We start from the raw sequence: 22,587 nt of genomic DNA on the forward strand, positions 1-22,587 counted from the left end.
GGACTTCATGAGCGACAACCAACTGCGGCTGGTGTGGATCTACCCGGACCTGCTCAGCACCTACGGCGACCAGGGCAACGCGCTCGTCGTGGAGCGCCGGGCCCGGCAGCGCGGCCTGGACGTGGCCCGGCTCGACGTGCGCAGCGACCAGCCGATCCCGACCTCCGGCGACATCTACCTGATCGGCGGCGGCGAGGACCGTCCGCAGCGGCTGGCCGCCGAGCGGCTGCGCCGCGACGGGCACCTGTACCGGGCGGTGGAGAACGGCGCGATCGTGTTCTCCGTGTGCGCCGGCTACCAGATCCTCGGGCACGAGTTCATCAACGACCTCGGGCAGCGGGAGCCGGGGCTCGGGCTGCTCGACGTGACGACCGTGCGCGGCACCGGCGAGCGGTGCGTCGGTGACGTCCTCGCCGACATCGACCCGCGGCTCGGGCTCCCCCAGCTCACCGGGTTCGAGAACCACCAGGGCGTCACCCAGCTCGGCCCCACCGCCCGCCCCTTCGCCCGGGTCCAGCTCGGCAGGGGCAACGGCACCGGGGACGGCACGGAGGGCGCGTACAACGACACCGTGTTCGGTACGTACATGCACGGGCCCGTCCTCGCCCGCAACCCGCTCATCGCCGACCTGCTGCTGAAGCTGGCGCTCGACGTGAACGCGCTGCCGCCGATCGACGACCACTGGTACGAGGCGCTCCGCAACGAGCGGATCGCCTCCGCCCAGCAGCCCGCGTAACCGCAGGCCGGACGGCTGATCCGGGGCCCGCCTGACGACGCGTCCGCTCACATGTGCGGGCGCGTCCAGCAGGCGGACGCCCGCTACGGACGGACCCCCTCGCGCCGGTAGGGTGGCCGCGATGTCAGCCGGACAGCGTGGTCCGGTCCTCGGCCCACGTGGAGAAGGTTGTTTCGGGCTATGCGCATTGGTGTCCTCACGTCCGGCGGCGACTGCCCCGGCCTGAACGCCGTCATCCGGTCCGTCGTCCACCGTGCCGTCGTCGACCACGGCGACGAGGTCATCGGCTTCCGGGACGGCTGGAAGGGCCTCCTGGAGTGCGACTACCTCAAGCTCGACCTCGACGCCGTGGCCGGCATCCTGGCCCGCGGCGGCACGATCCTCGGTTCCTCCCGGGTCCAGCCCTCGCATCTGCGCGACGGCGTGGAGCGGGCCAAGGGGCATGTGGAGGAGCTCGGTCTCGACGCGATCATCCCGATCGGCGGTGAGGGCACGCTCAAGGCGGCCCGGCTGATGTCGGACGCGGGTCTGCCGGTCGTCGGCGTGCCGAAGACCATCGACAACGACATCGCGGTCACGGACGTCACCTTCGGCTTCGACACGGCCGTCGGGGTCGCCACGGAGGCGCTGGACCGGCTGAAGACGACCGCCGAGTCCCACCAGCGGGTGCTGGTGGTGGAGGTCATGGGGCGGCACACCGGCTGGATCGCCCTGCACTCCGGGATGGCGGCCGGCGCGCACGCCATCGTCGTGCCCGAGCGGGCCTTCGACATCGAGGAGCTGGCCCGCCGGGTCGGCGAGCGGTTCGAGGCGGGCAAGCGGTTCGCCATCGTCGTCGCGGCGGAGGGCGCGAAGCCGAAGGCCGGCACGATGGCCTTCGACGAGGGCGGCAAGGACATCTACGGCCACGAGCGGTTCGCCGGGATCGCCCGGCAGCTCTCCGTCGAGCTGGAGGAGCGGCTCGGCAAGGAGGCGCGGCCGGTCATCCTCGGGCACGTGCAGCGCGGCGGCACCCCGACGGCGTACGACCGGGTGCTGGCGACCCGGTTCGGGTGGCACGCGGTGGAGGCCGTGCACCGCGGGGAGTTCGGCCACATGACCGCGCTGCGCGGGACGGACATCGTGATGGTGCCGCTGGCGCAGGCCGTCGAGACCCTGAAGACGGTCCCCGCGCAGCGGTACGAGGAAGCGGAGACGGTGCTCTAGGCGGGGCGGTCGTGCCCCCCGCTCACAGGCATCGTCGGGGGCGGTTCTAACCTGGGGGCGACGGAAAACGCACAACCCCCCACGAATCAGGAGCCGCCGGATGGAGCACAGCGGGCACGGCATGACGATGGATCTGCCGCCGTTCACGCTGGGGCGCGGGCTGGAGTGGTCGGCGGATCCCTTCTTCCTCGTCGCGTGCGTCGCCGGGCTCGCCCTGTACGGGTGGGGTGTGGTGCGGCTGCGGCGGCGCGGGGACGCGTGGTCCGCGGGGCGGACCGTGTCGTACGTCGCCGGCGTCCTGACGATCATGCTCATGATGTGCACCCGGCTGAACGACTACGGGATGGTCATGTTCAGCGTGCACATGGTGCAGCACATGGTCATCAGCATGCTGTCCCCCATCCTGATCCTGCTGGGCGCCCCGATGACCCTGGCGCTGCGCGCGCTGCCCGTCGCCGGGAAGGGCCGCAAGGGGCCGCGTGAGCTGCTGCTGGCCCTGCTGCACAGCCGGTACATGCGGGTCGTGACCCATCCCGCCTTCACGATCCCGCTGTTCATCGCGAGCCTGTACGCGCTCTACTTCACTTCCCTCTTCGACTTCCTGATGGGCTCCAGGACCGGGCACGTCGCGATGATGGTGCACTTCCTGGCCGTCGGTGTCGTCTTCTTCTGGCCGATCATCGGCATCGACCCGGGGCCGCACCGGCCGGGTTACCTGATGCGGATGCTGGAGCTGTTCGCCGGGATGCCCTTCCACGCGTTCTTCGGCATCGCGCTGATGATGGCCTCGCAGCCGATGGTGGAGACGTTCAGGAACCCGCCCGCCTCGCTCGCCGTCGACGCGCTCTCCGACCAGAACGCGGCCGGCGGGATCGCCTGGGCCTTCAGCGAGGTTCCGTCCGTGCTGGTGCTGATCGCCCTGCTGTTCCAGTGGTACGGCTCCGAGCAGCGCCAGGCCCGGCGAAAGGACCGGGCCGCCGACCGGGACGGCGACAAGGAACTCGAGGCTTACAACGCCTATTTGGCCTCACTGAACGCACGCAAGGGCTGAACGGCTTTTCGTTCAGTAGCATGAAGCGCGTGGGGAAAACCGCCGGGGGGAGCGGTGATGACACTTCGCGCTTTTCTGCACAGGGCCTTTCTCTTCGCCGTCCTGGTTCCGGTGCTGACGGTCAGCGGGTGCGGGCGCGGCTCGCCGCTGTCCGTCGTCCGGGCGGTCGCCGCCGACGTACCGACGGCGAACCCGTTCTTCGCCGAGGACCAGGGGCTCGGCCACGACGAGCGGGTGCGTTCGCTGCCGGTGCGGGGCGGCCTCCAGCAGGGTGACTCGCCCGGTCTCTACGGCGGCACCCGGCAGCCGACGACCTGTGACGTCGGGAAACTCAGGAAATTCCTCACCGATCCCGTGAACCACGACAAGGCGCGGGCGTGGGCCGGTGTCTTCGGAATCGGCACCGGACGGATTCCCGCATTTCTCGACCGGCTCACTCCCGTACTGCTGCGTCACGACACCCTCGTGGAAAACCACGATTACAGGAAGGGAATCGCCGTCCCCTTCGACTCACTGCTCCAGTCCGGGATCGCCGTTCTCGTCGACCGGAGGGGGCAGCCCGCCGTGAAGTGCTCGTGCGGAAATCCGCTGCGGCCCTTCGGGGGCCGTGCGAACGGAGTCAAGGTCGAGTTCGGCGACGGCAACGAGAGGTGGCGCGGCTACGACCGCCGCGAGGTGAGCGCCGTACGCCCCGCCGTGCGCCCGCTGCGAGGGCTCGCCCTCGTCGACGTCAGCGCCCCCGGGCGGGGCATCGAACGGCCGGTCGGGACGACGGGCGCGCAGGACACCGTCTTCCGCACCGGCGAACGGCACGCCGTCCCCGAGGTCTTCGGCCTGTCCTTCGGGGAGGCGAGCCGGCGGCTGTCGGCCGCCGGGCTGGCGACGGCGTACGACGGCGCCGAGCCGCCGCCCGACGACGCCCGGGTCCTGGCGACGGCCCCGGCGGCGGGGACGTTGCTGCGGTTCGGGGAGTACGTGCTGGTACGGGTGGCCGGGGACGACCGGACCGGTGGGAGCGGCGGGCCGCCGAGTACACCGGGCGCGCCGGACACGCCGGCTCCGCCGTCCGGGACGGGAACGGGCTCGGGTGCCGGGACCGGGGCCTCCTCGGCCGCGCCGCCGGCGTCGTCGTCCGCGGGGGTGCCTTCCTCGGGCCCGCCGCCGTCGTCCTCTGCGCCGTCCTCGGCGCCGGCCGCGTCGTCCTCCGCACCGGCGGCGTCCCTCGCCGCGTCCTCCGCCGCGCCGTCGTCGTTCTCGTCGGCGCCGTCCTCCGCCGCCCGTCCGACGAGCGGCACCCCACTGCCCGCCGCCGGCTCTCCCCCGGTCGCGGCCGGTGCGGGCGGCTCGGGACCGATGACGTAACGCCTGACCCGGGAGTGGCCGGATGTCTCATGGATCACCGACGTCGGGAGTGGGCCGGGTCGTCGCCGGCCGGTATGTGCTGCTGAACCGGCTGGGCAGCGGCGGCATGGGGCACGTCTGGCTCGCGCACGACCGGAGACTGGAGTGCGAGGTCGCGCTCAAGGAGCTGGCCCTGCGGGACACGGACGAGGAGCGGGACCGGACGGCGCGGGTGGCCAGGGCCCGGGCGGAGGCGCGGCACGCGGCCGGGCTGCGCGGGCACCCGCACGTGGTGACCGTGCACGACGTGCTGGAGCACGCGGGGCTGCCGTGGATCGTCATGGAGTACGTGCCGGGCGCGGTCGACCTGCGCGACCTGGTGGAGCGGCGCGGGCCGCTGCCGCCCGCCGAGTGCGCCCGGATCGGCCTCGCCGTGCTGGACGCGCTGGCCGCGGGGCACGAGCGCGGGGTGCTGCACCGGGACGTGAAACCGGCGAACATCCTGCTCGCCCCGGACCGCGCGGGGGCGCCGTACGGCAGGGTGCTGCTGACGGACTACGGCATCTCGGTGCAGCCGGACGGCGGCGAGACCCGGTACACGGCGGCGTCGGCGCTGGTGGGGACGTCGGGGTATCTGGCGCCCGAGCGGGCCACGGGCGGGCCGCCGACACCCGCCGCCGATCTGTTCTCGCTGGGCTGCACGCTGTACCACGCGGTGGAGGGCCGGGGGCCCTTCGAGCGGGGTTCGCCGCTGTCGGAGATCACCGCCGTGGTGACGGAGGAGCCGGATCCGCCGGTGCGGGCCGGGGCCCTGACCGCCGTGGTGCTCGGGATGCTCGCCAAGGACCCGACGCTGCGCCTCCCGGCGGTGACCGCCGAGGCCGGGCTGGCGCGGGTCCTGGCCGCGCGGGAGGCGTTCGCCGCGGCGCGCACCGAACCGGGTTCGGTACCGCCCCGGGGCGAGGCCCCCGGCCCGGTCCGGCGGCCGGCCGGGCACCGCCGGCGGCGGCCCCTGCCCCGCGTCCTGCGCGCCTGCCTCGCCGCCGCCCTGGGCGTGGTGCTCGCCCTGGCCGGGGTGTGGTGGGCGACCGCGCAGCAGCCCGGCGGCGGGGGCGAGCGGCCGTACGGGGCCGCGGTGGGTCTCGCGCACCCGCTGAAGGACGGCGACTGCGTGCTCGCCGACTGGCCGGGCGGGACCCGGTTCGCGGGCGTTCCGCGGCTGGCCCTGGACCCGACCTGCGGGGACCGGGCGCCGGACGGCCAGGTGCTGGCCCTGGTGCCGGTGGCGTCCGCCGCCGAGGCCCGGGAGCGCGGGGCGGCGCGGTGCGCGCGGCGGACGAGGGACCTGCGCGGGAGGCTCGCCGATGTGCGGTCGGTGGCCGTCGTACCGACCGGGCGGGGGTTCCGGGCCGCCGGCGGGCGGGTGGCGTGTCTGGTGCTGGGGGCGCACGGGCCGGTGTACGGGCCGTTGGACGGGCACCGCGGGGCGGGCACCTCGTTCGCGGACACGGCCACCATGCAGGAGCGGGACTGTCTGCGGGTGCCGTCGGCGCGGGAGGCCGTGCTGGTGCCGTGCTCGGGGGCGCACGACCAGCAGGTGCTGGGATTCACCCGGCTCGGCGCCGGTGTGACCCTGGCGCAGGCGCGCACCAGGTCGGACGCGGCCTGTGCGCGGGACGTGCCGCCCCGGCGGTACGGATTCGGCCCTTCCGTGTACGAGGCGGCCTCCTGGACCAGTGAGGGGATGTGGAAGACCGGGGCTCATTTCGTCGTCTGCGCCGTCCGGAAGCAGAACGGGGGCACCATGGAGGGAGACGGCCCATGAGGAGGGTGTCGCGATGCCCGGTTCCGCGAACGGTTCGAACGGCGCGACCAAGGCGATGGGGGTGCTCACCGTCGGCGGCCTGGTGGTGGTCACGGCCTACACGGTGGCGCTCGGCGGCAACGGCTGGCTGTGGTTCGGCTGGGTGGTGCTGGGGCTGCTGACCCTGGCGATGGTGATGACGCAGCAGAACGGCTGACCGGTCAGTCCGCCGTGAGGCGGGCCGTGCGGTGGACGCCCGGCTGGTACTTGGGCAGCCGGGCGGTGATCCTCATGCCCGCTCCGGGGGCGGTCTCGATGACCAGGCCGTGGTCGTCGCCGTAGACCTGGCGCAGCCGGTCGTCGACGTTGGACAGGCCGATGCCGCCGGAGGGGCTGCCCTCGCCCGCGAGGATGCGGCGCAGCAGGACGGGGTCCATGCCGGCGCCGTCGTCCTCGATGACGACCAGGGCCTCGGCGCCCGCGTCCTGGGCGGTGATCTGGATGTGGCAGATGCCGGTCTTCCCCTCCAGCCCGTGCTTGACGGCGTTCTCGACCAGGGGCTGGAGGCAGAGGAAGGGCAGGGTGACCGGGAGCACCTCGGGGGCGATCTGGAGGGTGACCGTGAGACGGTCGCCGAAGCGGGCCCGGACCAGCGCCAAGTAGTGGTCGATGGCGTGGAGTTCGTCGGCGAGGGTGGTGAAGTCGCCGTGCCTGCGGAACGAGTAGCGGGTGAAGTCGGCGAACTCCAGGAGCAGTTCGCGGGCGCGCTCGGGGTCGGTGCGGACGAACGAGGCGATCACCGCGAGCGAGTTGAAGATGAAGTGCGGGGAGATCTGGGCGCGCAGGGCGCGGATCTCGGCCTCGATGAGGCGGGTCCGGGAGCGGTCGAGGTCGGCCAGTTCCAGCTGGACGCTGACCCAGCGGGCCACCTCGCCTGCGGCCCGGACCAGTACGGCGGACTCGCGCGGGGCGCAGGCGACCAGGGTGCCGTGGACCCGGTCGTCGACGGTGAGCGGGGTGATCACGGCCCAGCGGACCGGGCAGTCGGGGGTCTCGCAGTGCAGTCCGAAGGCCTCGCCGCGGCCGGACTCCAGCGGTCCGGCGAGGCGCTCCATGATCTCGGTGCGGTGGTGGCCGCCGACGCCGTCCCAGACCAGCACGTTCTCGTGGTCGGTGAGGCAGAGCGCGTCGGTGCCGAGCAGGGTGCGCAGCCGGCGGGCCGAGCGGCGGGCGGTCTCCTCGGTGAGGCCGGCGCGCAGCGGGGGCGCGGCGAGGGAGGCGGTGTGCAGGGTCTCGAAGGTGGCGTGCTCGACGGGTGTGCCGAGGCCGCCGCCGAGGCTCTCGGGGCGGGCGGTGCGGCGGCCGAGCCAGAAGCCGGCGGCCAGCAGCGGGAGGATGGCGACCAGGAGGCCGGCCAGGAATCCGGTCACGTCCTGGCCTCACGGGGTCCGGTGGCCTCCGCGCGCAGTTCCTCGGGCAGGTGGAAGCGGGCCAGGATCGCGGCGGTGCCGGGCGGTATCCGGCTCGCGGTCGCGAGGGACACCAGGATCATGGTGAGGAAGCCCAGCGGCACCGACCAGAGGGCGGGCCAGGCGAGCAGGGCGTGCGCGGATCCGGTGCCCGGGAAGTCGGCCATGGTCGCGGTCACCGCGCAGAACGCCGAGCCGCCGCCGACGAGCATCCCGGCGGCGGCGCCGGGCGGGGTCAGCCGCCGCCACCAGATGCCGAGGACCAGGAGCGGGCAGAACGAGGACGCCGAGACGGCGAAGGCGAGGCCCACGGCATCGGCGACCGGCAGCCCGCCCACCAGCACGCTGGCGGCGAGCGGTACGGCCATCGCCAGCACGGTGCCGAGCCTGAAGTGGCGTACGCCGCGCGAGGGGAGGACGTCCTGGGTGAGGACGCCGGCGACCGCCATGGTCAGTCCGGAGGCGGTGGAGAGGAAGGCGGCGAAGGCGCCGCCGGCCACCAGCGCGCCGAGCAGCTCGCCGCCGAGGCCGCCGATGATCCGGTCGGGCAGCAGCAGTACGGCGGCGTCCGCGTCTCCGGTGAGGGTGAGTTCGGGGGTGTAGAGGCGGCCGAGGGCGCCGTAGACGGGCGGCAGGAGGTAGAAGAGGCCGATCAGGGCGAGGACGGCGACCGTGGTGCGGCGGGCGGCGACGCCGTGCGGGCTGGTGTAGAAGCGGACGACGACGTGCGGCAGGCCCATGGTGCCGAGGAAGGTGGCGAGGATCAGTCCGTAGGTGGCGTACAGCGGGCGTTCCTCGCGGCTCTCGGCGAGCGAGGTGGACATGCCGCCGCCGGTGCCGCGGTCGGTGGCGGGGACGCGGGTGCCCGCGGCGAAGGTGAGCCGGGTGCCGGCGGCGATGCGGTGGGTGCCCTCGGGGAGGGTGACCGGCGCGTCGTGGTGCGGGCGGCCGTCGACCGTGCCGGTGACGGTGACCGTGAGGGGGCGGTCGAGCCGGAGGGCGAGGGTGTCCTGGACGGCGACGGTGCGCCGGTCGCGGAAGGCGGCGGGCTCGTCGAAGGCGTGGGTGGGGGCGCCGGCGTTCTGCCAGGCGAGGACGAGGAAGAGGGCCGGGACCAGCAGGGCGGTGAGTTTGAGCCAGTACTGGAAGGCCTGGACGAAGGTGATGCTGCGCATGCCGCCGGCGGCGACGGTGGCCACCACGACCACGGCCACGATGAGCCCGCCGAGCGCGTCGGGGGCGCCGGTGAGCACCGCCAACGTCAGTCCGGCGCCCTGGAGTTGGGGCAGCAGATAGAGCCAGCCGACGCCGACGACGAACGTCCCGGCGAGCCGTCGTACGGCCTGTGAGGCGAGCCGGGCCTCGGCGAAGTCGGGGAGCGTGTAGGCGCCGGAGCGGCGCAGCGGGGCGGCGACGAACAGGAGGAGGACCAGGTAGCCGGCCGTGTAGCCGACCGGGTACCAGAGCATGTCCGGGCCCTGGACGAGGACCAGCCCGGCGATGCCCAGGAAGGAGGCGGCGGAGAGGTACTCGCCGCTGATGGCGGCCGCGTTGAGGCGTGGGCCGACGGTGCGGGAGGCGACGTAGAAGTCCGAGGTGGTCCGGGAGATGCGCAGGCCGAAGGCGCCGACGAGGACGGTCGCGACGACCACGAGGGCGACGGCGGGTACGGCGTAGCCGGAGTTCATCTCGCCTCAAAGCGGCTGCGGTTCATCGGTCCTCGACGAGGCGGACGAAGTCCTCCTCGTTGCGTTCGGCGCGGCGCACGTACCAGCGGGCGAGCAGGATCAGTGGGGCGTAGAGGCAGAAGCCCAGCACCAGCCACTCCAGGCGGCGGGCCTCGGGGGCGGCGGCGAAGACCAGCGGGAGCGGGCCCACGAGGAGCACGAGGACCGCGAACACGGCCAGGGCGGCGCGGAGTTGGGTGCGCATCAGGGAGCGGACGTAGGTGTGGCCGAGGGTGGTCTGCTCGTCGATCTCGGTGCGCGGCCGGTAGTAGCCGGAGGTACGGCGGCTGCGGCGGGGCGGGCCGGTGACGACGACCCGGCGTTCGGCGGGGTCCGTGGGCAAGGTCAGGCCCTCCTCATCAGCAGGTCGCGCAGCTCGCGGGTGTGGCGCCGGCTGACCTGGAGTTCCTCGCCGCCGACCAGGACGCTCACGGTGCCCGCGTCCAGGCGGAGTTCGCCGATGTGGCGCAGGGCGACGAGGTGGCGGCGGTGGATGCGGACGAAGCCCCGGGAGCGCCAGCGCTCCTCCAGGGTGGAGAGCGGGATGCGGACGAGGTGGCTGCCGCGGTCGGTGTGCAGCCGGGCGTAGTCGCCCCGGGCCTCGACGTGTGTGATGTCGTCCACCGCCACGAACCGTGTGACACCGCCGAGTTCGACCGGTATGTGGTCGGGGTCGGGTTCGTGCACGGGTATCCGGGGGGTGGCGCCGCGCAGTTCGGCGGCCCGCCGTACCGCCTCGGCCAGGCGTTCCTTGCGCACCGGCTTGAGGACGTAGTCGACCGCCTTGAGGTCGAAGGCCCTGACCGCGAAGTCCTCGTGGGCGGTGACGAACACGACCAGCGGGGGCCGGGCGAACCCGGTGAGCAGCCGGGCCATCTCCAGGCCGTCCAGGCCGGGCATCTGGACGTCGAGGAAGACGACGTCGATCGCGTCCGCGCCCTGAGGTCCGGACTCCAGGGCCCGGGTGATGCGGCGCAGCGCCTCGGTCGCGTCCCCGGCGCCCTCGACGCTGCCGATGCGCGGATCGGCGTGGAGCAGGTACAGCAACTCCTCCAGCGAGGGGCGTTCGTCGTCGACGGCGAGGGCGCGCAGCATGAACGGAGTGTAGGCGGCGGAGCGGGGCGCTGGACATGTGCCGGACGTGGACGTCCGCGCCGGACGAAGTGGCGTTCCCGGCCCGTCCGCGCCCGTGGATACAGTGCGGACATGAACAGCGGCACCGCCTCTTTCGACGATCTCGACCGCAAGATCACCACCGCGCTGATGGCGAACGCGCGGACCAGTTTCGCCGAGATCGGCGCGGCCGTCGGGCTGTCGGCGACGGCCGTGAAGCGGCGGGTCGACCGGCTGCGCGAGACCGGTGTGATCACCGGGTTCACCGCCACCGTGAAGCCGTCCGCCCTGGGCTGGCGCACGGAGGCGTACGTCGAGGTGTACTGCGAGGGCGCGGCACCGCCCCGGCGGCTCGCGGAGGTGGTGCGCAACCATCCGGAGATCACCGCGGCCATGACGGTGACCGGCGGCGCGGACGCGCTGCTGCACGTGCGGGCCAGGGACGTGGACCACTTCGAGGAGGTGCTGGAGCGGATCCGCGTCGAGCCCTTCATCCGGAAGACGATCAGCGTGATGGTGCTGTCCCACCTGCTCCCGGAGAGCCCGGAGGCGGGCGCGACCCACCCGGCGCCACAGTAGGCCCCGATAAACGCACCGATGCTGCGTATGCACGACCACAGACGCAGTATTCCTGCACAGACACGCAACATTTATCGCTTGTCGTGCGGATACGTCGCTTTCTACCTTGGTGTCAACCCTCAGTCGACACCGCAGGAGAGCGGAGGAACACCTCTGTGCCCGAAAGCCGTGTGCCGCGCGTCCGGCGCTTCCTCGTCTGCGAACCCAGACACTTCGCCGTGCAGTACGCGATCAATCCCTGGATGAACCCCGACACCAGGGTCGACGTCGACCTGGCCCAGGAGCAGTGGACCGCGCTGATCGGCGCCTACCGCTCCCGCGGCCACAGCGTCGACCGTCTGGAGCCGGTCGCCGGCCTGCCCGACATGGTCTTCGCCGCGAACTCGGCGGTGGTCGTCGGCGGCCGGGTCTTCGGCTCGCTGTTCCACTCGCCCGAGCGGCGCCCCGAGTCCACCCACTACGACCTCTGGTTCAGGACGGCGGGCTACGACGTGCACCGCCCCGGCTCGGTGGTCGAGGGCGAGGGCGACCTGGTCTGGACGGGCCGCTACCTGCTCGCCGGCACCGGTTTCCGCACCACCCGCGAGGCGCACCGGGAGGCGCAGGAGTTCTTCGGCCACCCGGTGATCAGCCTGACCCTGGTGGACCCGTACTTCTACCACCTGGACACCGCGCTGTTCGTGCTCGACGACACGAACATCGTCTACTACCCGGAGGCCTTCTCCGCCGGCAGCCGGGACGTGCTGCGCCGGCTGTTCCCGGAGGCGGTCCTCGCCACCCGCGACGACGCGATGGCCTTCGGCCTGAACTCCGTCTCCGACGGCCGCCACGTCTTCATCGCCCCGCAGGCCGAGGCCCTCGCCGCCCGCCTGGGCGACCAGGGCTACGAGCCCGTCCCGGTCGACCTGTCGGAGTTCCACAAGGCCGGCGGCGGCATCAAGTGCTGCACCCAGGAAATCCGCTGAGGACCAGGAGATCGCCCTGATGACCGCACCCGCGCGCACCCGTACGGCTCGCTCCTCCGCCGAACTGATCGAGGCGGAGGAGCCGGTCCTCGCGCACAACTACCATCCGCTGCCCGTCGTCGTCGCCCGCGCGGAGGGCGCCTGGGTGGAGGACGTCGAGGGCCGCCGCTACCTCGACATGCTGGCCGGCTACTCGGCCCTCAACTTCGGCCACCGCCATCCGGCGCTGATCGAGGCCGCCCACCGCCAGCTGGACCGGCTCACCCTCACCTCCCGCGCCTTCCACAACGACCGGCTCGCCGAATTCGCCGAGCGGCTCGCGGAGTTGACCGGCCTGGACATGGTGCTGCCGATGAACACCGGCGCCGAGGCGGTGGAGAGCGGCATCAAGGTGGCCCGCAAGTGGGCCTACGAGGTGAAGGGCGTCCCGGCCGACCGGGCCACGATCGTCGTCGCGGCGGACAACTTCCACGGCCGTACGACGACGATCGTCGGCTTCTCCACGGACGAGTCGGCCCGGGCGGGCTTCGGCCCGTTCGCGCCGGGCTTCCGGATCGTGCCGTACAACGACCTGGCCGCGCTGGAGGCGGCGGTCGACGGGACGACGGCGGCCGTGCTGATCGAGCCGATCCAGGGCGAGGCCGGGGTGGTGATCCCGGACGAGGGCTATCTGACCGGGGTCCGTGAGCTGACCCGGCGGGCGGGCTGCCTGTTCGTCGCGGACGAGATCCAGTCGGGCCTCGGCCGCACCGGCCGGACCCTCGCCGTCGACCACGAGGACGTGGTGCCGGACGTGCTGCTGCTCGGCAAGGCGCTGGGCGGCGGGATCGTGCCGGTGTCGGCGGTGGTGGCCCGGCGTGAGGTGATGAGCGTGCTGCGGCCGGGCGAGCACGGCTCGACGTTCGGCGGCAACCCGCTGGCGGCGGCCGTCGGCACGGCGGTGGTCGGGCTCCTCGAAACCGGTGAGTTCCAGCGCCGGGCGGCCGAACTGGGCGTGATCCTGCGGGACGGGCTGGCGGAGCTGGTCGGCAGGGGCGTGGTGGGCTTCCGCTCGCGCGGGCTGTGGGCGGGGGTCGACGTCGACCCGGCGATCGGCACCGGACGCGAGATCGGCGAGCGCCTGATGCGCGAGGGCGTCCTGGTCAAGGACACCCACGGCTCGACGATCCGCCTGGCCCCGCCGCTGACCGTCACGGCCGACGAACTGCGCTCCGCACTCGCGTCGTTGGAGAAGGTCCTGACACCGGCCGACTGAACGGGAGTGAGCGGGTGAGCGGGTGAGCAGGAGGATTGAGGGGGACTGAGCCGAGGGACTGAGCGGGGGTGAGCCGGAAGGGGGAGCCGGGGGCTGAGCCTGAGGGCTGAGCAGGCGGGAGCCGGAGGCTGAGCGGGGGGGCTGAGCGGAGGCTGAGTCGAGGTGCTCAGCCGGGGAGGCCGAGTCGGCGCCCGAGCCTACGGCCAGCCGACAGCCGAGTCGGCGCCCGAGCCGACAGCCGGGTGTGCGGTGGCCGCGCCGACAGCCGAGTGTGCGGTGGCCGCGCGCCGTTGTGCGCACGGCCACCGCACGCTCTCGCTCAGCTCTTGCCGAGGAGCGTGTCCATCTCCTTGATCTCGGCGTTCTGGGCGGTGACGATGTCGTCGGCCATGCCGGTGGCCGGGGCGTAGTCACCCTTGATCTTCTCGGTGTCGGCCATCTCGACGGCGCCCTGGTGGTGTTCGACCATCATGGTGAGGAACATCGTGTCGAAGTCCTTCCCGCGGGCCTTCTTCAGCGCGGTCATGTCCGCGTCGGCCATCATCCCGGCCATGCCCGCGTGGCCGGAGTGGTCCATGCCCGCCATGGGCACGTCCTCGCCCCAGGCCCTCAGCCAGCCGGTCATGGTCCTGATCTCCGGGTCCTGGGCCTTCTCGATCCGGGCGGCCAGGTCCTTGACCTGGGCGGAGGAGGCCCGGTCGGCGGCGAGCCCGGCCATCACCAGGGCCTGCTGGTGGTGCGGGATCATGCCCTGCGCGAAGGACACGTCCTGCGCGTTGTGCGCGCCGGCGGCGGACGCCGTCGACGACGCGCCGTGGGCGGAGTGCGTGGTGTCGTCGCCGCTGCCGCACGCGGTGAGGGCGAGGGCGGCGGTCGCGGTCAGCGCGACGAGGACGGCACGGGTACGCGTGGTGGTCATGCTGGATCTCCTGCTGCGAAGGGTGTGAACGGGCACGCGGGAGCACGACCACGACGCTCGACGCGCGCGGCCGGCTCAGGTGCCTCTAGATCCGCAGGAGTTGGAGTTCGGCCAGATCGGGAGGTGCCCGGGCGCCGTCCGGCGCCGTGGCCGCGAGGGACTCGGCGGTGGCGGCGCGGCCGGTGACGGGCACCGGGTCCGGCACCAGCGCGGGCAGCACCGGTCCCCCGCTCACCGCGCCCGAGGCGCAGGTGGCGTCGGCGTGGTGGGCGTGGTCGCCGCCGCAGTGACCGTCGCCGCCGGAGCAGCCGTCGTCGGCGCTGACCATGACCGCCATGGCGGGGAGGGCCCGGTGGTGGGCGCCGTGCCGTTCCATGACACCGCCGGGGGCCAGCGCGTGCATACCGAACAGCCCGGCCAGCAGCCCCAGCACGAGCAGCGCTCGCCACCGCCGGTGCGGCGGTCGCGGGGTCGGCTGTCCGGTGGGGCGCATCGGCCCCATCCTATGCACGGGCTGAGAAGACACCGGCACGGACACGGCACCACCGCCCCGGACACCCGCACCACACCCTCCCCGAGCCTCAAGTCGACGCGGGCACGGCCCTGTTCTCCACCGGCACCGGACTTGAGGACGACGGCGACCGCCCGCGTTCTCGCCATGATCGCCGTGATCACCGCGCTCGCCGCGCTCGCCGCGCTCGCCGCGCTCACCGCGCTCGCCCGCGGTCCCGGGCGCTCCACCGGCCGAGCGGCGCGGGCCCGTCCGTCCGGGGCCGCCCGGAATCCCGGCGAGCGGGAAACGTAAAACGGGAGGGCTCCGGCGGGCGGTGCCCGCCGGAGCCCTCCAAGGTCCCGGCACCGCGGGGCGTACACCGCCCGGGTCACCTCAGGACGCCACGTCCACGCCCCGGACCTGGGACAACTCGTGCTTGAGGGCCGCGAGTTCGGCGCCGCCGGCCATGTGGTTGGTGAGTTCCTCCAGCGTGATCTCGCTGCGCTCGGCGGAGAGTTCGAGGGTGCCGAGCCGCAGCACGCTGAAGCGGTCGCCGACCATGTAGGCGTGGTGCGGGTTGTGGGTGATGAAGATGACGCCCAGACCGCGCTCACGGGCGGCCGCCACGTACTTCAGGACCACACCGGACTGCTTGACGCCGAGCGCGGCGGTCGGCTCGTCCAGGATGAGCACACGGGCGCCGAAGTACACCGCGCGGGCGATGGCCACGCACTGGCGCTGGCCGCCGGAGAGGGTCCCGATGGGCCGCTCCAGGTCGTCCAGGACGATGCCCATGTTGCGCAGTTCCTCGTCGGCGGTCCGCTTCATCCTCTCGAGGTCGAGACGGCGCAGGGGCCAGGGGCCCCTGGTCATCTCGGAGCCGAGGAAGAAGTTCCGCCAGACCGGCATCAGCGGGACGGTGGCGAGGTCCTGGTAGACGGTGGCGATGCCCTTGTCGAGGGCCTCGCGCGGGCTGGAGAAGCGCACCGGCTCCCCGTCGACCAGGAAGTCGCCCTCGGTGTGCTGGTGCAACCCCGAGATGATCTTGATCAGGGTGGACTTGCCCGCCCCGTTGTCACCGAGGACACAGGTCACCTGGCCGGGGAAGACCTTGAGGTCGACCCCGCGCAGGGCACGGACGTTGCCGTACGACTTGCCCGTGGCGCGCAGTTCGACGATCGCTCCGTCGCCGCCCTGCGGGGCATCGGCGGGTACGGCGCCGTGGGGCGCGGCTTCGTGAGTGGATGTCATGGGGGTCACCTCCGGGTCGCCGTGCGGCTGACCCACAAGTTGATCAGTACGGCGCCGAGCAGCATCACGCCCAGGAACGCCTTGAACCAGTCGGGGTTCCAGCCCGCGTAGACGATGCCCTGCTGCACCAGACCGAACATGAAGGCACCGAAGACCGGGCCGATCGCCGAACCGGCGCCGCCGGTCAGCAGGCAGCCGCCGATCACGGCCGCGGAGATGTAGATCAGCTCCTGCCCGACGCCCTCGCCGGACTGCACGGTGTTGAAGGAGAACAGCTGGTGCATGCCGACGAACCAGGCACCGAGGCCGACCAGCATGAACAGCGAGATCTTGGTGAAGGTCACCGGGACGCCCACGGCCCGCGCGGAGTCCTTGTTGCCGCCCACCGCGAAGACCCAGTTGCCGTACCTGGTGCGCAGCAGCACCCAGGTGGCGAGGGCCGCGAAGACCAGCCAGTACACCACGGTGATCTTGACCTGGACGCCGCCGAGCTCGAAGGAGGAGGCGAAGACCTTCTTGGCCTGGGCGAAGCCGTCCATGGTGCTGATGTCGTCGGTGGCGACGTTGCCGGTCACGAGCTTGGTGACGGCGAGGTTGACGCCCTGGAGGATGAGGAAGCTGCCCAGGGTGATCAGGAAGGAGGGCAGTCCGGTGCGCACCACCAGCCAGCCGTTGAGGAACCCGATCGCCAGCGACACGACCAGGGCCGCGATCACGCCCACCCACACGTTCAGGGAGAGCTGGTAGGCCAGCATCGACGCGGTCAGCGCGGAGGTGATCACCGCGACACCGGCCGAGAGGTCGAACTCCCCGCCGATCATCAGCAGGGCGACCGGCAGGGCCATCAGGCCGATCGTGGACGACTGGTACAGGATGTTCGCCAGCGAACCGCCGTCGCGTACCGGCGGGGCCGTGACCAGGAAGAACACCCACACGGCGACGGCGCCGAGGAACACGCCGACCTCTGGACGCGCCAACAGGCGCAGCAGCAGCGAGCGTTGTGCGGTGCGGCCGTCGGTCTCGCGGCCGGGGCCGGGGGCCGGCGGTGCGGACACCGCCGGCTCGGCGTGCTGCGTCGTCCCCATCACCGGGTGCCCTTCGAGGCGAAGGCGGTGACGGCGGCGACGTTGGACTTGTCGACGAAGGCCGGGCCGGTCAGCACCGGCTGCTCGCCACCGCCGCTGTAGTTGCCGTTGTTCTTGTAGAGCCACAGGGCGTCGACGGCGAGGTAGCCCTGGAGGTAGGGCTGCTGGTCCACGGCGAAGGCGATGGTGCCCTTGCTGATGGCTCCGGTCAGGTCCTTGTTGAGGTCGAAGGTGGCGATCTTCGCCTTGCTGTCCGCGTCGGACACCGACTGCACGGCCGTCATCGCGATCGGGGCGGCGAGCGTGACCACCTGGTCGATGGAGGTGTCCTGCTTGAGCTTGGCCGTGATCGTCGATGCCACGGACGGCATGTCGGTGCCGTTGACGTAGAGGGTCTGGAGCTTGCCGGAGAACGTCTTCTTCACACCGTCGCAGCGCTGGGTGAGGGCGACGTTGCCCTGCTCCTGGATGACGCAGACGGCGTTCTTGGCGCCTTCCGTGTTCAGCTTCTTGCCGAACGCCTCACCGGCCACCGTCTCGTCCTGGCCGAAGTACGACAGCATGCCGAGCTTCTTCCAGTCACTCAGACCGGCGTTGAGACCGGTGACGGGGATGCCCGCCTCGACGGCCTTGGCGACGACGTCCTTCATGGCGTCGGGCTTGGCGAGGGTGACCGCGATCCCGTCGACCTTCTGGTCGATCGCGTTCTGCACCAGGTTGGCCTGGTTGCCGGCGCTCGGGTCGGAGGAGTAGACCAGCTTGATGTTGTCCTTGGCGGCCGCGGCCTCGGCGCCCTTGCGGACGATGTCCCAGAAGGTGTCACCGGGTGCCTGGTGGGTGACCAGCGCGACCGTCATACGAGGGGTGCCGGCCTTGCCCGCGGCGGCGGTCGTACCGCCCTCCTCGGACTTCTTGCCCCCGGAGCTGCTGGAACAGCCGGCGAGGGTCAGGGCCGCCGCAGCCGCGACAGCCACCAGGGAGACCAGTCTGCGGGAGCGAGAGGTAGAGCGTTCCATCTGTCGTGCACCTCACTGTGCGACGGGGAGAGACGAGGGAGAGGTGGATCGCGAGGATCCGCAGGACGTCATCCGACCGCCGGATACGAACCTTTCGCCGCGATCGCGGCGCCTTGTCGAGACGGGATCAAATCCGCTGCCCCGCCCCCTGTCAAGACTTTGTCCGGACATCAGCTTGTCACGACGTTCTCATTTCGGAGCTAGAACGTTCTAGAGCCATGCCGCCGAACACCGCCGACAACGGGAGGGGATGCCACTAGGGAACTAGTACGTTCTAGAGATTGTCAAGACATGCGACCGTCCCGGCTTGCCGCGCGGGTGCCGCCGGGAGGCCTCAGCGGGGCGCGGGGCCGGTCGTCGCACGCTCGACCAGGCGGGGCGTGAGCACGGTCTCCCGCGGGGTTCCGCCCTTGATGAGGTCCAGGACGGCGGTCACCGCGGCGTCCGCCATGCCGACCGCGTCCTGGGAGACGGTGGTCATCTGGACGTGCGGCATCTTCGCCAGTCGCGAGTCGTCGTAGCCGACCACGGAGATCTCCCCGGGCACGGCACGGCCGTGATGGGCGAGAACGTCCAGCACACCGGTGGCGGTCCGGTCGTTGAAGGCGATGACGGCGGTGGGCCGCGACACCTGCCGGTCCAGCAGGTAGCGCATGCCCTCCGCGCCGGCCTCCTCGGTGAGGCCGCCCGCGAGCACGTCGGCGAAGTCGGCCAGCCCGTGCTCGGCCATCCCCTGGAGGAAGCCGATCCGGCGGTCGGAACTGCCCGGGGCGCCGGCGCCGTCGATGTGCGCGATCCGCCGGTGCCCCAGGCCGACGAGGTGGTCGACCGCGAGCCTGATGCCCAGCAGGTCGTCACCGCGGACGGCCCCGACGGTCGGCACCGCGCTGCGACGGGCGACGAGCAGGGTGGGCAGCCGGGCGGCCAGTTGTTCGAGTTCCGTGTCGGACAGGCTGCTGCCCAGCAGGACGGCGGCTTCACAGCGCTCCCTGAGCAGGGCGTCGACGGCCGTGGACTCCGCACGGCTGGGAGCCACCGCGCTGATCACGGCCTCGTAACCCTGTCGCGCCGCGGCCGCGTAGAGGTGCTCGACGAGGTCGCCGTGGAAGGGCTGCTGGAGCTCGAAGACGACGCCGAGCACCCGTGAGCTGGACCGCCTGAGCGTCCGGGCCCGCTGGTCGGGGACGTAGCCCAGCTCGTCGGCGATCCGCAGCACCCGTCGCCGGGTCTCCTCGCTGGCCCCCGGGACACCGCGGATCACGATCGAGACCAGGGCGGTGGAGATTCCGGCGGCCCGCGCCACGTCCGCCATGGTCGGGCGGCCCTTGCGCGTGGAGCCGGCAACAGCGGCACGCGGGGGGCGCGATGACCCCGACCGTCCGGTGCCGCCGCAGGTGTCGTCGTCCAGCTCCGTCACTTCGCCACTCCCCAACCTGGTCGAATGCCGGTTCGGCCGCCCGGCCGGACGGCCCGCGGTCGAGCATATCGACCCCCTTGACCGATCCCTTCCGGGCGTTTACCTTCCCGACTAGAACGTACTAGTTTTTGGGAGCACCGACATGGTCGTCGCTGACAATTCCCCCGGCCGCCACCGGCCCGTCCCCCGCCCCCTGCGGCTGGCCACGATCGGCGCGGGCCGCATCGGCTCGAACCACGCCGCGATCGTCGCCCGGCACATCCCCGGCGTCGCCCTGGCAGCGGTCAGTGACCCGGTGCCCGGTGCCGCCGAGCGCCTCGCCGCCGAACTGGGCGCGCCGCTGGCCACCACAGACGTGAACGAGGTCCTCGCCAACGAGGACATCGACGGCGTACTCGTCACCGCACCGGCCCGGGCCCACACGGACCTGGTCGTCGCGGCGTCCGAGGCCGGCAAACACATCTTCGTCGAGAAGCCGATGGCGGTGACGCTGGCGGACGCCGACCGCGCCATCGCCGCCGCCGAGGCGGCCGGCGTCGTGCTCCAGGTGGGCTTCAACCGGCGCTTCGCCCCGGGCTTCGCCGCCGCCCGCGCCGCGATCGACGAGCGGCGGATCGGCACCCCCCAGCTGCTGCGCTCGCTCACCCGTGACCCGGGGCCGTTCACCGCCGACCCGGCGCGTATCCCGCAGTGGACGATCTTCCTGGAGACGCTCATCCACGACTTCGACACCCTGTGCTGGCTCAACCCCGGCGCCGAACCGGTCAGCGTCCACGCCACCGCCGACGCGCTGGTCCGCCCGGACGCCAAGGACCAGGGCCACCTGGACACCGCCGTGGTGACCGTCCGCTTCGACAACGGCGCCATCGCCACCGCCGAGGCATCCTTCTGCGCGCTCTACGGCTACGACGTCCGCGCCGAGGTCTTCGGCTCGGAGGGCATGGTGACCGCCGGCGACGCCCGCACCACGAACATGACGCTCTACGGCGCCCAGGGCATCCACATCGACACCGCCCGCCGCGACACCGACCTGATGCACGCGGCGTACGTCGGGGAGCTGACCGCCTTCGCGGACTCCGTCCGCCACAAGAACCCCGCCACAGTCACCGGCCACGACGCCCGCCGGGCCCTGTCCATCGCCCTGGCCTCGATCCGCAGCGTGGAGACCGGCCGCCCCGCCACGATCGCCGAGGTGTCCGCATGACCAGCACGTCCTCCCGGTCCCCCTTCGTCCTGGCGGCCAGCGCCGAGATGCTCTACCGGGACCGCCCGTTCACCGAGCGTGTGACCCGGATCGCCGAGCGCGGCTTCCAGGTGGAGATCTGGGACTGGTCGGCCAAGGACCTCGACGCCCTGGCCGCCACCGGCGCGACCTTCTCCTCCATGACCGGCTACCTCACCGGCAACCTCACCGACCCCGACGGCATCGAGGCCCTGCTCACCTCGGCCCGCGCCTCCCTGGAGGCGGCGGCCCGGATCGAGTGTCCGAGGCTGAACCTGCACGGCACGGGCCTGGACGACAAGGGCCTTCCGGTACTGCCGGTCGACGTCGTGCCCCCCGAGATGTGGCTCACGGCCGCCGACACCCTGCGCCGGGTCGCGGAGCTGGGCGAGGCCGCGGGCCGGGTCTTCACCCTGGAGAACCTGAACCTGGCCGTCGACCACCCGGGCACCCCTTTCGCCCGCGCCGCCGACACCCTGGCCCTCGTCCGGGCCGTGGACAGCCCGTACCTGCGCATGAACCTGGACCTCTACCATGCCCAGATCGGCGAGGGAAACCTCGTCGAACTGTGCCGCCAGGCCCTGCCGTTCGTCGGTGAGATCCAGGTGGCCGACGTCCCGGGCCGCTGCGAGCCGGGCACCGGGGAGATCCACTACCCCGCCGTCGCGCGCGCTCTCCACAGCTTCGGATACACCGGCGTCATCGGCCTCGAAGGCTGGGCCCGCGACGACTCCGACGCCGCGCTGGACGCCTTCCGCGACGCGTTCACCGTCGCCGAACCGGCGTGACGACCGCCGCCCGGTAACCGCCACCCCACTGCCGCAGGACCGCCGCCCCGGCACCGCCCGAGGGCGGCCCCCGCCCGGCCGTGCGCCGGCCTCGTCCGCGCCGGCCTCGTCCGCGGCAGCCCTTTCTCGCGGCACCCGCAGATTCGTCCGCCGGGCGGCTCGGCCGCCCGGCGGGACCTTCCCCCTCCTCCCACCGAGGTGACACACCGATGAACGCCCGCACCCGCATCGGCAGCGCCCCCGACTCCTGGGGCATCTGGTTCCCCGACGACCCCCACCAGACCACCTGGACACGCTTCCTCGACGAACTCGCCCTCGCGGACTACGACTATCTGGAACTCGGCCCCTACGGATTCCTCCCCACCGACCCCGACGTACTCCGCGACGAACTCGGCCGCCGCAACCTCAAACTGTCCGGCGGCACCGCCGGCGGCCCCCTCCACATCAAGGAAGCCCACGCAGGCATCCGCGACGAACTCCTCAAGGTCGGCCGCCTCGTCGCCAGCCAGGGCGCACAACACGTCGTGTTCCTCCCCGCCATGTACCGCGACCTCCACAACGGCTCACTGCTCGAACCCGACGAACTCGACGCCGACGCCCGACGGACACTCGTCGAGGGCGCCACCGAACTCGCCCGCGTCCTTCACGAGGAGACCGGCACCCGCTTCGTCTTCCATCCGCACGCAGAGACCCACGTGGAGACCGACGAACAGGTCGCCGCATTCCTCGCCGACACCGACCCGAACCTCGTCGGCCTCTGCCTCGACACCGGACACGTCGCCTACCGCCACGGGAACACCGCCCGGCTCATGCGCGAGCACGCCGACCGCATCTGGTACGTCCACCTCAAGCAGGTCGACCCCCGGATACTCGACAGGGCCGACCGCGAACGGCTCCCCTTCGCGGAGGCCGTCCGCCTCGGCGTCATGTGCGAACCCCCGCTCGGCGTGCCCAGCCTCCAGGAGATCGGCGAAGGCCTCGCACACCTGGCCGACGACACCTTCGTCATCGTCGAACAGGACATGTACCCCTGCAGCCCCGACCGCCCCCTCCCGATCGCCAGCCGCACCCGCCACGCCCTCCGCGACTCGGCCATCGGATAGAACCACCCAGGGTATTGACATCAATATGTCATGACATACTCTTGCTC

General features: G+C 72.3%; 23 protein-coding genes. 13 read left to right on the plus strand and 10 right to left on the minus strand.

Annotated features, from left to right (window positions below; all coding sequences use genetic code 11):
• Positions 1-7: 7 nt before the first annotated feature.
• From ACZ619_RS35225 to ACZ619_RS35250, 6 genes are all read left to right on the plus strand, one after another.
• The gene (locus tag ACZ619_RS35225) at positions 8-736 is read left to right on the plus strand and encodes a type 1 glutamine amidotransferase (protein ID WP_469607869.1); all 729 of its coding nucleotides are present in this window, start codon (positions 8-10) and stop codon (positions 734-736) included.
• Positions 737-916: 180 nt separating this feature from the next.
• Entirely contained in the window at positions 917-1,942 is a 1,026-nt protein-coding gene (locus tag ACZ619_RS35230; protein WP_469607871.1) for a 6-phosphofructokinase, read from the plus strand.
• 100 nt (positions 1,943-2,042) lie between these two features.
• Complete coding sequence (locus ACZ619_RS35235; protein ID WP_469607873.1) at positions 2,043-2,993, plus strand: cytochrome c oxidase assembly protein; 951 nt, start codon at positions 2,043-2,045, stop codon at positions 2,991-2,993.
• Between the two features lie 57 nt (positions 2,994-3,050).
• Entirely contained in the window at positions 3,051-4,355 is a 1,305-nt protein-coding gene (locus ACZ619_RS35240) for a DUF6777 domain-containing protein (RefSeq protein WP_469607874.1), read from the plus strand.
• 22 nt (positions 4,356-4,377) lie between these two features.
• Positions 4,378-6,159, plus strand: coding sequence for a serine/threonine-protein kinase (locus tag ACZ619_RS35245; protein WP_469607876.1), 1,782 nt, complete (start codon positions 4,378-4,380; stop codon positions 6,157-6,159).
• A 13-nt stretch (positions 6,160-6,172) separates the two neighbouring features.
• On the plus strand, positions 6,173-6,355 hold the full coding sequence (locus tag ACZ619_RS35250; protein ID WP_469607879.1) for a hypothetical protein: 183 nt from the start codon (positions 6,173-6,175) through the stop codon (positions 6,353-6,355).
• Between the two features lie 4 nt (positions 6,356-6,359).
• On the opposite strand, the gene ACZ619_RS35255 is transcribed toward ACZ619_RS35250, so the two are convergent.
• From ACZ619_RS35255 to ACZ619_RS35270, 4 genes are read right to left on the minus strand one after another with little or no spacing between them, the layout of a single operon-like run.
• Complete coding sequence (locus ACZ619_RS35255) at positions 6,360-7,568, minus strand: sensor histidine kinase (protein WP_469607882.1); 1,209 nt, start codon at positions 7,566-7,568, stop codon at positions 6,360-6,362.
• The gene (locus tag ACZ619_RS35260) at positions 7,565-9,295 is read right to left on the minus strand and encodes a sodium/solute symporter (protein WP_469607885.1); all 1,731 of its coding nucleotides are present in this window, start codon (positions 9,293-9,295) and stop codon (positions 7,565-7,567) included. Before ACZ619_RS35260 ends, ACZ619_RS35255 begins: the two co-directional genes overlap by 4 nt.
• 22 nt (positions 9,296-9,317) lie before the next feature.
• Complete coding sequence (locus tag ACZ619_RS35265; RefSeq protein ID WP_469607888.1) at positions 9,318-9,677, minus strand: hypothetical protein; 360 nt, start codon at positions 9,675-9,677, stop codon at positions 9,318-9,320.
• A 2-nt stretch (positions 9,678-9,679) separates the two neighbouring features.
• Complete coding sequence (locus ACZ619_RS35270) at positions 9,680-10,429, minus strand: LytR/AlgR family response regulator transcription factor (protein WP_469607891.1); 750 nt, start codon at positions 10,427-10,429, stop codon at positions 9,680-9,682.
• A 111-nt stretch (positions 10,430-10,540) separates the two neighbouring features.
• Between ACZ619_RS35270 and ACZ619_RS35275 the strand changes: the two genes are divergently transcribed.
• The 3 genes from ACZ619_RS35275 to rocD all read left to right on the plus strand — a co-directional run bounded on the left by ACZ619_RS35275 (position 10,541) and on the right by rocD (position 13,246).
• Positions 10,541-11,026 carry an Lrp/AsnC family transcriptional regulator gene (locus tag ACZ619_RS35275; protein WP_469607894.1) on the plus strand — a complete coding sequence of 162 codons (486 nt, stop codon included), beginning with the start codon at positions 10,541-10,543 and terminating at the stop codon, positions 11,024-11,026.
• Positions 11,027-11,181: 155 nt separating this feature from the next.
• Positions 11,182-11,991: a dimethylargininase gene (ddaH, locus tag ACZ619_RS35280; RefSeq protein ID WP_469607896.1), complete on the plus strand. Its 810-nt coding sequence runs from the start codon at positions 11,182-11,184 to the stop codon at positions 11,989-11,991.
• 19 nt (positions 11,992-12,010) lie between these two features.
• Positions 12,011-13,246: an ornithine--oxo-acid transaminase gene (gene rocD, locus ACZ619_RS35285; protein ID WP_469607899.1), complete on the plus strand. Its 1,236-nt coding sequence runs from the start codon at positions 12,011-12,013 to the stop codon at positions 13,244-13,246.
• A 319-nt stretch (positions 13,247-13,565) separates the two neighbouring features.
• Here the strand turns inward: rocD and ACZ619_RS35290 are convergent, their stop codons facing one another.
• Positions 13,566-14,165, minus strand: coding sequence for a DUF305 domain-containing protein (locus ACZ619_RS35290; protein WP_469607902.1), 600 nt, complete (start codon positions 14,163-14,165; stop codon positions 13,566-13,568).
• A gap of 85 nt (positions 14,166-14,250) precedes the next feature.
• Positions 14,251-14,658: a DUF6153 family protein gene (locus ACZ619_RS35295; RefSeq protein WP_469607904.1), complete on the minus strand. Its 408-nt coding sequence runs from the start codon at positions 14,656-14,658 to the stop codon at positions 14,251-14,253.
• Positions 14,659-14,823: 165 nt separating this feature from the next.
• On the opposite strand from ACZ619_RS35295, the gene ACZ619_RS35300 reads away from it, so the two are divergent.
• Positions 14,824-14,970, plus strand: a complete 147-nt coding sequence (locus ACZ619_RS35300; protein ID WP_469607906.1) for a hypothetical protein — start codon at positions 14,824-14,826, stop codon at positions 14,968-14,970.
• An 81-nt stretch (positions 14,971-15,051) separates the two neighbouring features.
• Here the strand turns inward: ACZ619_RS35300 and ACZ619_RS35305 are convergent, their stop codons facing one another.
• The 4 genes from ACZ619_RS35305 to ACZ619_RS35320 all read right to left on the minus strand — a co-directional run bounded on the left by ACZ619_RS35305 (position 15,052) and on the right by ACZ619_RS35320 (position 19,427).
• Positions 15,052-15,909: an ATP-binding cassette domain-containing protein gene (locus ACZ619_RS35305; RefSeq protein ID WP_469607908.1), complete on the minus strand. Its 858-nt coding sequence runs from the start codon at positions 15,907-15,909 to the stop codon at positions 15,052-15,054.
• Positions 15,910-15,914: 5 nt separating this feature from the next.
• On the minus strand, positions 15,915-16,994 hold the full coding sequence (locus tag ACZ619_RS35310; protein ID WP_469607910.1) for an ABC transporter permease: 1,080 nt from the start codon (positions 16,992-16,994) through the stop codon (positions 15,915-15,917).
• Positions 16,994-18,010 (minus strand): sugar ABC transporter substrate-binding protein, encoded by a 1,017-nt coding sequence (locus ACZ619_RS35315; RefSeq protein ID WP_469607912.1) that lies wholly within the window; start codon positions 18,008-18,010, stop codon positions 16,994-16,996. The genes ACZ619_RS35310 and ACZ619_RS35315 overlap by 1 nt, the downstream gene beginning before the upstream one ends.
• A 334-nt stretch (positions 18,011-18,344) precedes the next feature.
• A complete protein-coding gene (locus ACZ619_RS35320; protein ID WP_469607915.1) occupies positions 18,345-19,427 on the minus strand; it encodes a LacI family DNA-binding transcriptional regulator in 1,083 nt (360 codons plus the stop codon).
• A 142-nt stretch (positions 19,428-19,569) separates the two neighbouring features.
• Between ACZ619_RS35320 and ACZ619_RS35325 the strand changes: the two genes are divergently transcribed.
• The 3 genes from ACZ619_RS35325 (at position 19,570) to ACZ619_RS35335 (ending at position 22,540) form a co-directional block, all read left to right on the plus strand.
• Positions 19,570-20,631, plus strand: coding sequence for a Gfo/Idh/MocA family oxidoreductase (locus ACZ619_RS35325; RefSeq protein WP_469607917.1), 1,062 nt, complete (start codon positions 19,570-19,572; stop codon positions 20,629-20,631).
• A complete protein-coding gene (locus tag ACZ619_RS35330; RefSeq protein WP_469607918.1) occupies positions 20,628-21,437 on the plus strand; it encodes a TIM barrel protein in 810 nt (269 codons plus the stop codon). Before ACZ619_RS35325 ends, ACZ619_RS35330 begins: the two co-directional genes overlap by 4 nt.
• Positions 21,438-21,646: 209 nt before the next feature.
• A complete protein-coding gene (locus tag ACZ619_RS35335) occupies positions 21,647-22,540 on the plus strand; it encodes a TIM barrel protein (protein ID WP_469607920.1) in 894 nt (297 codons plus the stop codon).
• Positions 22,541-22,587 lie beyond the last annotated feature (47 nt).

It is taken from the genome of Streptomyces sp. NPDC104367, assembly GCF_055583825.1.